Source organism: Streptomyces spongiae, from assembly GCF_009377185.1.
In the GTDB taxonomy this organism is placed as follows: Bacteria; Actinomycetota; Actinomycetes; order Streptomycetales; family Streptomycetaceae; genus Streptomyces; species Streptomyces spongiae.
In genome coordinates, this window is sequence record NZ_VJZC01000414.1 from 1 (window position 1) to 8,995 (window position 8,995).

The following is an 8,995-nucleotide window of genomic DNA, read 5'->3' on the forward strand; positions in this document are numbered from 1 at the left end:
GTCGGGTACGGGGTGCTGATGCGGCGGGTGCCGGAGGAGGAGCCTTCGGCTCAGCGGTCGGAGTCGCCGGTGTCGGCCCCGACACGCGAGCAGGCCGTCTGACCTTCCCGGTCCGTGACTCGTGAGGATGTGACACTTCCGCGCGGACTGTCACATCCTCACGAGTCACCGCTCAGGCGTCGGTATTCCTTTCACAGTTGTAAGACCCCCTATACCGCTCCGTGAGCCGCCGCGATCCCATCAATACGTCGAGCCAAATCAAAGTCGGCCTCGGTCAGCTTGTGGTCGGCATCATGCGTAGTGATCCCGAACCGCACACTCTCCCAGCGCAGGTCGATGTCCGCGTGGTGGCCGATGAGCCGCTCGACATCCGCCACGTGCACGATCAGCGCGACGCCGCCGTGGTAGCGGATGCTGAACGTCCTTGTGATCTCATCTCCTGCCCGCGACCACCCCGGCATGCCCCTCAACCGCTCATCAATCTCCGGATCAGTCAACGGCGACAGGTCTTCTGCCACGTCATCCCCTCTCCGCTACCGGAGCAAGTCCGTCCGCGAATGTCCTGCCGATCTGTGCATCGGCCCACGGCCGCATGGCTCGCTCCAGAGTTCCCAACTCCTTCTTCATACGCGCAGACCCCGTTTCCACTGCGATCTGCACGGCCTGAATGCCGATCTCCACGGCCTGCTCAGGTTCATGTGCCGTAGCAGCTGCCGCGGCGTATCGCGCGAGGTAGACGCCCCGGTCACGCCGAGCGGCACTCGGTACGCCATCCAGTACCTGTCTCCACAGCCCACTCGCTTCAGCCCCCAACTCCAACCGCCCGTAGCAAGTAGCCCGCTGCACTTCCAAGTAGCCGGGGGTACGGCGGCAGGCGTTGCCCCACGGCAATTCGTCATCGACACGATCGAGGAGTCCGGTTGCCTCATCAATGAGTCGGTCCACAGTCCGACGATCACCGAGAAGGCTGGCACCGTGGGCTCGCTGCTGCAACGCCATGACGCGGACCTTGGGCGCCAAACGCTGCTCCTCCTGCAAAGCAGCGTCGCAGAGCTCCACGACCCCGAGGCCGTCACAGAGGTCGGTACGGACCTGTGCGTGGTTGACCAGTGAGTAACCGATGAGCTGAGGATCACGGGATCGCATGGAGATCTCCTGCGTTACCCCACGCCAGAAGGCCGCTGCGCCCAAGTCGCCCGCATCCTGGTAGAGCCAGCCCACAAGCGCGGCGTAGGCGGCACCTACTCTCAACAGTCCTCGACGGGTCTCACCATGCGCCACACGCACGAGTCGGTCGATCAACTCGTACTGCGCCGAAACCGTACCGATGAGATCGTGGGGACCAAGCAGCATGTCGGCGCGGTAGTGCCCCTCCAGTTGCTCCTGGAAATAGGTGATCAGTGCCGGATCCACGTGCCGAGATGGAGTCGGCCCCGCGACCAAGGCGGCTGCGGTCACCGACACGAAAGCCCTACGGTCCACGCTGCCGCCCTCACCTTCGCGATCCGCTCGAACCCAATATTCCGGGGCTTCGAACCCAAGCTCCTCCGGCCAAGCCCCGAAGGCGGCGTGAAGGGCAATCGCGTAGTCCTCACGAGGCCATCCCGGCTTCGAAGACTCCCAGCGCCGCCAGGTCCGCGGCGACACCTCGAAGTACGGATCATCCAGGGCTTCCCGCCCCGTAGCCGAGACTCCCCGGGCTGCAGCCTCGCCTGATCGCCACCCTCGCTTGAGGCGGGCTGCCCTCAGCACGTCGTTGCCATTCATACGCGGATTCTGGGACGCCAAGCCCCCTCCTCACGGATGTGGCCATGAAGTGGCCACCGAGTGGCCGCACTTCGGCCTAGCTGGCGATATGCCTGCATAGCCATCATCGCCGTGGGGCGTGAGAAGTGTCCTGGAAACGGACAACTGGGAACAAGCGCTCCACAGAACAGACCCCCGCGACCGCGCTGCATGCGGTCCGGGGGCATGGCCAACCTGACGAAAGCAGGTAGACATGGCGCACTGTATCGCCCTCCTCTGCACGCTACTGCTGAGACTGCTGCTGCCCCCGCGTGGCCGCCACCGGGCAGCCCGACCCGGCATCACAGCCCCACCCCTACCGACCAGCACCACCGCACACTCCATGGCGCACCCCCACCGCCGGCTTCCCCACACGCACCGCCTCCGAGGCGAGGACTCTCCCCTCGTACGCCCCTACGTCCTCACCCCCGCCGAACGACGCACCCAGAAGCACCACCGCCACAGCCACCAGCAACACATGCGCCGTCGCGCCCTCTGGCTTGCCGTGCACGGCATCGACGTCGGCCCGCGCCGGATCCACGGAGTGATGGTGGCCGCGTAATGGACAAGCCCACGAACACCAGGTCCACCACCCGGCTACTCCCCTGGTCCGGCGTCGGCGGGAAGCCCTGTCACCTCCTCACCGATGACAACGGCGGCTACCTCACCCGGCTCGCCGACAGCATCGAGTCGGTCCAGCTCGGCATGGGCAGCGAACTGCTCGACCACGCCCAGGAGTTGGTCAACGACCCGAAGACCGGGCCCGCAGAGCTCCGGTACCTCTCCGCCCGACTGACCGAGTCCCTGCGCGACGTCCTCCGGGTCGCCGAAAGCCGCGGCGCCAGGCTGCCGATGCCCGACGATGACGATGCCGATGACAACAGCGACGGCAGCAGTGCGGCGCTGAACGACGGCGAGAGATCGCCCTGATCCCCGAGCGCAACGGGCTTCACCGGGCGCGGCGTCGGATCTTCTCCGAGGCCGCGCCCTCCGCCGTCCACGAGGGCGACCCCGCCTACCCGACAAGCGGGCGCAGAGCCTGGCGGAAGCCGCCCGCCATCTCGGCACGAGCACGAAGAAGGACACGGTGAACGCGGCGCTGCGTGAGATCGCCGACCGCCGTCGTAGGGCCGCGGCAGTGGAACGGATGCGCCAGATGGTCGCTGACGGAGGGATCGACTTTTCGGTCATCGAGAAGCCCGCGCAACAGGACCTCGCGGACCGGGGCCTGCATCAGTGCGCGAGTCCGGTCGACCTCCTCGTGGCCGTCACCGCCCAGCATCACAAGTTGACCGTCCTCCACCAGGACTCCGACTTCGAGACCATCGCCCGGGCGACGGGCCAGCCCGTACGCCGCATCGTCGACTGATCCGACAACAGGGCGACGGCAGACGCTCTCGGCTACCGCGACAAGACCATCAGCCGCCTCATCAGAGAGGCGGCGGGTCATGGAGCCGATAGGCCGCTATGCGGGCGAGGGCGAGCCCAAGTTGGATGTCAGGACATGGTCGAGCGCCGCCCGGCCCGCCGGTCCCCATGTCGGCTTGCCGCCGGGAAGGCCCCGCTCCCCGTTCTGGCCCATGAGGATGAGGAAGAGGCTCTTCATGGCAGCCAGCCCTCGGGCGCGCCGGATCGTCGCCTCGTCCGCATGCGCGTACACGTCGAAGAACCGTGAGCCCGCGCCCGCGGGAAGCAGCACCCACGCGGCCGCGAGGTCCCACGCCGGATCGCCGGCGAACATGGAATCGAAATCGATCACGCCCGAGAGCGTCCCGTCCGAGACGACGACGTTCGCGGGATGGAGGTCACCGTGCAGCCATACCGGCGGGCCCTCCCACTCGGGGGCCGCAACGGCGTCGTCCCAGACGGAACGGACCGCCCGGACGTCGGCCGCAAAGCCGCCGGGGGCAATCGCTTGCAAGAAGTGCTCGAAGCCGCCCGTGCACTCCTTGGGGTGCCCCCCGCGGTCCGAACTGGCCGGCGCCTCAGCGGGCGCCTCCACATGGAGCGCCCGGAGGAAGCCCGCCAGGGTGTCGGCCGCGTGGTCGCCGCGACTGATCGAGGTGTAGTCCAGTGGCTCGCCGTGAACCCACTTCATGATGCTCCAGGGCTTCGGAAAGCGCGCGGACGGTTCGCCGATCCGCACAGGTGTCGGAACCGGGAGCGGAAGACGCGGGGCCAGGACAGGCAGCCACCGGCACTCCTTGCGCAGGAGCTCCGGGGCACCCTCCATGCGCGGCATGCGCACGGCCAACTCATCCCCCAGGCGCCACATCTGGTTGCCCCAGCCGCCCACCACCTCACTGATGGGCAGCCCTGCAAGGTCCGGATGCTGGTCCTTGAGAAGATCGTGCACCAGCTCAGCGGTGATCTCGATCTCGGAGTCGGTCATGCGCAGCCACAGTACGGGAGACAGGCGGAACGGACTCCCACCAGCCGGCAGAAGCAGGCAATCAGTAGAAGCGGGCGATCAGCAGCCGCGGGCGATCAGTAGAAGCGGCGCACGAACACGTCCGACTTGCCGTTGGTGTCGCCGGGGACGATGTCGTCGGCCGTGGACTGGAAGACCACGTCGCGCCCACCAGCGCTGACCGCGTCGGTCCCGGCCGAGGCGGGCTGGTTCGAGACGATGTCGTCGGTGCCCGTCTCCAGGTCGCGCAGCGTCAGCGACGGTCCGGTCGTGTCGTGCGGGGCGTACAGCAGATAGCGGCCGGTGGGATCGATGGCCACGCCCCGCACGTTCGGCACCAGTTGGTCGGTGCCCGAGCTCATGTCGTGGACGTAGGTGTCGGAGCCCGAGAGGTAGACGACCTTGCTGCCGTCCTCGCTGAGCTGGACGAGAGCCGCCGCCTTGGACGGGCCCTCGATCGGGCCGGATGTGGTGCCGTCGGTCCGGTCCCACACGAAGACGTCCTCCGCCTTGCCGTCCTGGTAGGCGACGAAGCGGCCGTCGCCGCTGATGGACGGCCGGGCCGGGAGGGTGTGGCCGAAGTTGGCGATGGCCTTCTTGGTGTTGTAGTCGTCATAGTCCAGAATCTCGATGGTCTGGCTGGACGACTGTGGCTTGAAGTTGCGTTCGACGAGGGCGATGTAGCGGCCGTCCGCGCTCAGCGACGGCTGGTTGCAGTTGTACCAGCAGTTGGCGGAGATCTCGGATGTCGTCCTCACCTGAACCTGGCGAATCCGATTGTTGCGCATCCACACGTGCGGATAGGCGAGATATTCCCCGTCCCCGCTGATCACCGGGGGCTGGAGTGGGCTCTGGGCCCCCATCTGCTTGGTCTGGCTCGTCCGCTGGTCGCGGAGGAACACCCTGTCGCCTACCGTCGTGTCTTCGGGTATCAGGTTCTTTGCCGACGACATGAAGACGATACGGCGGCCGTCGGTCGTGATCGAGGCGCCGGCGGAGTCGCCGTCGCCCTGGGTACCGTCGGTCGCGACGCTGATCCGCTCGACCCCGGCTCCGCTGTCGCTCGCGACGCCCGCCGCGGCCGCCACGGCCGTGCTCTGGGCCGAGGCAGCTCCGGGCAGCCCCGCTGTGACCGCGCAAACCACGACCGTGGCGCTTAAGGCGGTCCGTACACGTCTGATGGCACTCCGGTTCGCGTTTCCCATCATTTCCCCCTAGGCCAAGACACGGCATCTCCTCCAGCTCCCCACCGGAGGACCACAAGCATGCAACCGCGATGGCACTGTGGGGTCAAGACGTCACACGACGTATCGAGAGCCGCAGTCGTCGTGGTGGGATCACGGATGCATCCGTGCCCCCTTCAGCACCTTGTCCACCGCGTTGCGCGGCCCGTACACCGCCAGTCCCACCAGGTCCAGGTCGCCCGTGCTCACGGCCCGTACCGCCGCGCGGTTGTCGCGGTCGTTGCCCGTGGTGAAGAGGTCGGAGGTGAAGAGGGCGCGGGGCAGGGCCCGGGACAGGGTGCGGGTGTGGGCCGTCCGCAGGGTTTCCTTGGAGCCCTCGAAGATCAGTACCGGCTGGCGGAACATCGGCAGGTACGAGGTGCCGTCCGCGTCCTCGTACGGCTCGCCGACCACCTCCGGAAGCTCCGAGCCCAGGCCGCTCACCAGGAACGCGGTCACGTTCAGGCGCTGCCAGGGCTCCAGGTCGTCCCTCAGCAGTACGGCGATCTTGGTGTCGAAGCGGATGGGCGCCAGGTCGTTCTCAGTGGTCATACGACGACAGTGCCGATCCCCGTACGGCGGCGTCTTGTACGTTCTTTGCATGTCCCCGAGGGCTGAAGGACGGCAGATCCGCGACGTCACCGCCTGGCACCCCCGCGTCCCGGGCGTCGTGGAGGTCTTCCACGCCCACTACACCGAGTACGCGTACCCCATGCACGTCCACGACGCCTGGACGCTGCTGGTCGTCGACGACGGCGCCGTACGGTACGACCTCGACCGGCACGAGCACGGCACCCCGAACGGCACGGTGACGCTGCTGCCGCCGCACGTGCCGCACAACGGGGAGCCGGTGACGGAGGCCGGTTTCCGCAAGCGGGTGCTGTATCTGGAGGCGGGCGCGCTCGACGCGGGTCTCATCGGGGCCGCGGTCGACGGTCCCGATCTGCGTGATCCGCTGTTGCGGCGGCGCGTGGGCCAGTTGCACGCCGTACTCGCGCACCCCGGGGACGAACTGGAGGCGGAGAGCAGGCTCGTGCTGGTGAGGGAGCGGTTGCGGCGGCATCTGCGTCCCCGCCCGGTGAACGGGCCGAGCGGGCCGAGCGGGCCGTCGCGTCCCGACGGCCTCCCCCTCGCCCGCCGCCTGCGCGAACTGCTCGACGAGCGGACCGCGCAGGGCGTGACCCTCGGCGAGGCCGCGGCGCTGGTGCACGCCCATCCCGCCCATCTCGTACGGGCGTTCAGCTCGGCCTTCGGGATCGCGCCGCACCAGTACCTGATGTCGCGACGGGTCGAGCGGGCCCGGAGGCTACTCCTCGGCGGGCAGCCGCCGAGCGAGGTGGCAGCCCTCACCGGCTTCTACGACCAGGCCCATCTCACGCGCCACTTCAAGCGGTTGGTGGGTGTTCCGCCCGGCCGTTACGCCCGCGTCAGCCGTCAGCCCGCTGGGTCAGGTGCGTGAACGCGTCCAGGTTGCGCGTCGACTCACCGCGGGACACCCGCCAGGCGTACTCCTTGCGGATCGCGGAGGCGAAACCGAGTTCCAGGAGCGTGTTGAAGGAGCCGTCGGCGGCCTCCAGGACCGAACCGAGCAGCCGGTCGACCTCGTCGGGCGTGACGGCGGCGAGCGGCAGCTTGCCCGCCACGTACACGTCCCCCAGCGGGTCGATCGCGTAACTGACGCCGTAGAGCTTGAGGTTGCGCTCCAGAAGCCAGCGGTGGACGCCCTCCTCGTTCTCGTCCGGGTGCCGGATCACGAAGGCGTTCAGGGAGAGCGAGTGCCTGCCGACGATCAGCGAGACGGTCGTCGACAGTTTGCGGGTGCCGGGCAGCTTCACGACGTACGTGCCGGGCTCGGGGCTCTCCCACTCCAGCTCGGCCTCGGTGAGGACCTGCTCGATGATCGCCGCTGCGTCAGCCATGGGGCGAGCGTACGGGATCAGCAAATATCAGCTGGGATGCCCCTCAGCCGTGATGCGTGCGGAGCCCGCGCCGGTGGGCGTGCATCGCCGCCGTGTAGACGTCCGCCGTGGCGGAGGCCGCCGTGTCCCAGCCGAAGGACTCGGCGTGCCGGGCGGCGGCCGCGCCCATACGGTCGGGCAGTTCGGGACGGTCGGCGAACTCGCCCAGCACACGCGCGTACTCGACGGGGTCGTGCCCCTGGACGAGGAACCCGGTGTGCCCGTCGCGCACCGCGACCGGAAGCCCGCCGACCGAGGCCGCGAGCACCGGCGTACCGGCCGCCTGCGCCTCGATGGCGACCAGCCCGAAGGACTCGCTGTACGACGGCATGACCAGCACGGACGCGGCCCGGAACCAGTCCGCGAGCTGCTCCTGCCCGACGGGCGGCCGGAACCGTACGACATCGGCGATACCTAGCCGCGCGGCCAGCTTCTGCAGCCCCTCGGGCTTGGCGAGTCCACTGCCGCTCGGACCGCCCACCACCGGGACGACGATCCTCGACCGCAGCTCGGGCCGCTCCTCCAGGAGGACGGCGACCGCGCGCAGCAGCACGTCCGGGGCCTTCAGGGGCTGGATGCGGCCCGCGAAGAGCGGGACGAGCGCGTCCTGCGGGAGCCCGAGACGGGCCCGGGCCGCGGCACGCCCGTCGGCCGGCGTGAAGCGGTCGAGGTTCACACCCGGGTGGACGACGGCGACCTTGGCGGGCTCGGCCTCGTAGTGCCGTACGAGCTCGTCGGCCTCTTCCGCCGTGTTGGCGATCAGCCGGTCGGCGGCGCGCACGATCTGGGTCTCGCCGATGACGCGGGCGGTGGGCTCGGGGGTGTCGCCCTCGGCGAGCGCCGCGTTCTTGACCTTGGCCATGGTGTGCATGGCGTGCACGAGGGGCGCGCCCCAGCGCTCGGCGGCGAGCCAGCCGACGTGGCCGGAGAGCCAGTAGTGCGAGTGCACGAGGTCGTAGTAGCCGGGGCGGTGACCGGCCCAGGCCTGCATGACACCGTGCGTGAACGCGCACAGCTGGGCCGGCAGGTCCTCCTTGGCGAGCCCCTCGTACGGCCCGGCGTCGACGTGCCGTACGAGCACACCCGGCGCGAGCTCCACGGCCGGCGGGAGCGCGCCCGTGGTCGCCCGCGTGAAGATCTCGACCTCGATGTTGATCGCGGCGAGGCGTTGCGCGAGCTCCACGATGTACACGTTCATGCCGCCGGCGTCGCCCGTCCCGGGCTGGTGCAGCGGAGAGGTGTGCACGGAGAGCATCGCGACCCGACGGGGTTTGCGGTGGGGCAGCCTCAGCCGCGGGGATGCCGCCGGTGAGCGACGCCCGAGTCTGCCGGCGTACTGGCTCACGAGGCGTTCCTCCTTGCTGCGGGCGCCGTCCTGCGGACATGTCGTCCAGAGGGCACACGTCACCCTCCGAGAAGGGGGAACACCGCGCCTGCCCGCCACATTTCCGCTTTACCGAATTATTACTAGAGCTCGCTCAACCGTTCGGAGATGAGGCGCGCCCCGATAGGGGCGCGGGGCTGTGTCAATATGCGGCTCCGCCGCGTGGGCGCGATCAGCCACAAACGACCCGCGTCAGACAGACGACATCAGGAGGCAGCCGCATGAACGGGGGCCT

11 protein-coding genes are annotated in these 8,995 nt (G+C 68.8%); 4 read left to right on the forward strand and 7 right to left on the reverse strand.

Going from position 1 to position 8,995, the window contains the following annotated elements; genetic code table 11:
• Positions 1-209: 209 nt before the first annotated feature.
• Entirely contained in the window at positions 210-518 is a 309-nt protein-coding gene (locus FNH08_RS36425) for a 4a-hydroxytetrahydrobiopterin dehydratase (protein WP_322726069.1), read from the reverse strand.
• A gap of 1 nt (position 519) precedes the next feature.
• On the reverse strand, positions 520-1,767 hold the full coding sequence (locus FNH08_RS36430; protein ID WP_152775811.1) for a Twin-arginine translocation pathway signal: 1,248 nt from the start codon (positions 1,765-1,767) through the stop codon (positions 520-522).
• Between the two features lie 232 nt (positions 1,768-1,999).
• On the opposite strand from FNH08_RS36430, the gene FNH08_RS52510 reads away from it, so the two are divergent.
• The 3 genes from FNH08_RS52510 to FNH08_RS52515 all read left to right on the forward strand — a co-directional run bounded on the left by FNH08_RS52510 (position 2,000) and on the right by FNH08_RS52515 (position 3,154).
• The gene (locus tag FNH08_RS52510) at positions 2,000-2,347 is read left to right on the forward strand and encodes a hypothetical protein (protein ID WP_228034567.1); all 348 of its coding nucleotides are present in this window, start codon (positions 2,000-2,002) and stop codon (positions 2,345-2,347) included.
• Positions 2,347-2,715 carry a hypothetical protein gene (locus FNH08_RS36440; protein WP_152775812.1) on the forward strand — a complete coding sequence of 123 codons (369 nt, stop codon included), beginning with the start codon at positions 2,347-2,349 and terminating at the stop codon, positions 2,713-2,715. Before FNH08_RS52510 ends, FNH08_RS36440 begins: the two co-directional genes overlap by 1 nt.
• Before the next feature lie 157 nt (positions 2,716-2,872).
• Positions 2,873-3,154, forward strand: coding sequence for a PIN domain-containing protein (locus tag FNH08_RS52515; protein ID WP_228034568.1), 282 nt, complete (start codon positions 2,873-2,875; stop codon positions 3,152-3,154).
• A 96-nt stretch (positions 3,155-3,250) separates the two neighbouring features.
• Here the strand turns inward: FNH08_RS52515 and FNH08_RS36450 are convergent, their stop codons facing one another.
• The 3 genes from FNH08_RS36450 to FNH08_RS36460 form a co-directional block, all read right to left on the reverse strand.
• Positions 3,251-4,177: an aminoglycoside phosphotransferase family protein gene (locus FNH08_RS36450; RefSeq protein WP_152775813.1), complete on the reverse strand. Its 927-nt coding sequence runs from the start codon at positions 4,175-4,177 to the stop codon at positions 3,251-3,253.
• 95 nt (positions 4,178-4,272) lie between these two features.
• Complete coding sequence (locus FNH08_RS36455; RefSeq protein ID WP_322726070.1) at positions 4,273-5,283, reverse strand: hypothetical protein; 1,011 nt, start codon at positions 5,281-5,283, stop codon at positions 4,273-4,275.
• Between the two features lie 249 nt (positions 5,284-5,532).
• On the reverse strand, positions 5,533-5,970 hold the full coding sequence (locus tag FNH08_RS36460; protein WP_152775815.1) for a DUF2000 domain-containing protein: 438 nt from the start codon (positions 5,968-5,970) through the stop codon (positions 5,533-5,535).
• Between the two features lie 49 nt (positions 5,971-6,019).
• On the opposite strand from FNH08_RS36460, the gene FNH08_RS36465 reads away from it, so the two are divergent.
• On the forward strand, positions 6,020-6,877 hold the full coding sequence (locus FNH08_RS36465) for a helix-turn-helix transcriptional regulator (RefSeq protein ID WP_152775816.1): 858 nt from the start codon (positions 6,020-6,022) through the stop codon (positions 6,875-6,877).
• Here the strand turns inward: FNH08_RS36465 and FNH08_RS36470 are convergent.
• Together FNH08_RS36470 and mshA are read right to left on the reverse strand one after the other, a co-directional pair.
• On the reverse strand, positions 6,846-7,337 hold the full coding sequence (locus tag FNH08_RS36470; protein WP_152775817.1) for a type III secretion system chaperone family protein: 492 nt from the start codon (positions 7,335-7,337) through the stop codon (positions 6,846-6,848). The two genes, FNH08_RS36465 and FNH08_RS36470, sit on opposite strands and share 32 nt — an antisense overlap.
• A gap of 43 nt (positions 7,338-7,380) precedes the next feature.
• Complete coding sequence (gene mshA, locus FNH08_RS36475) at positions 7,381-8,721, reverse strand: D-inositol-3-phosphate glycosyltransferase (RefSeq protein ID WP_322726071.1); 1,341 nt, start codon at positions 8,719-8,721, stop codon at positions 7,381-7,383.
• Between the last annotated feature and the right edge of the window lie 274 nt (positions 8,722-8,995).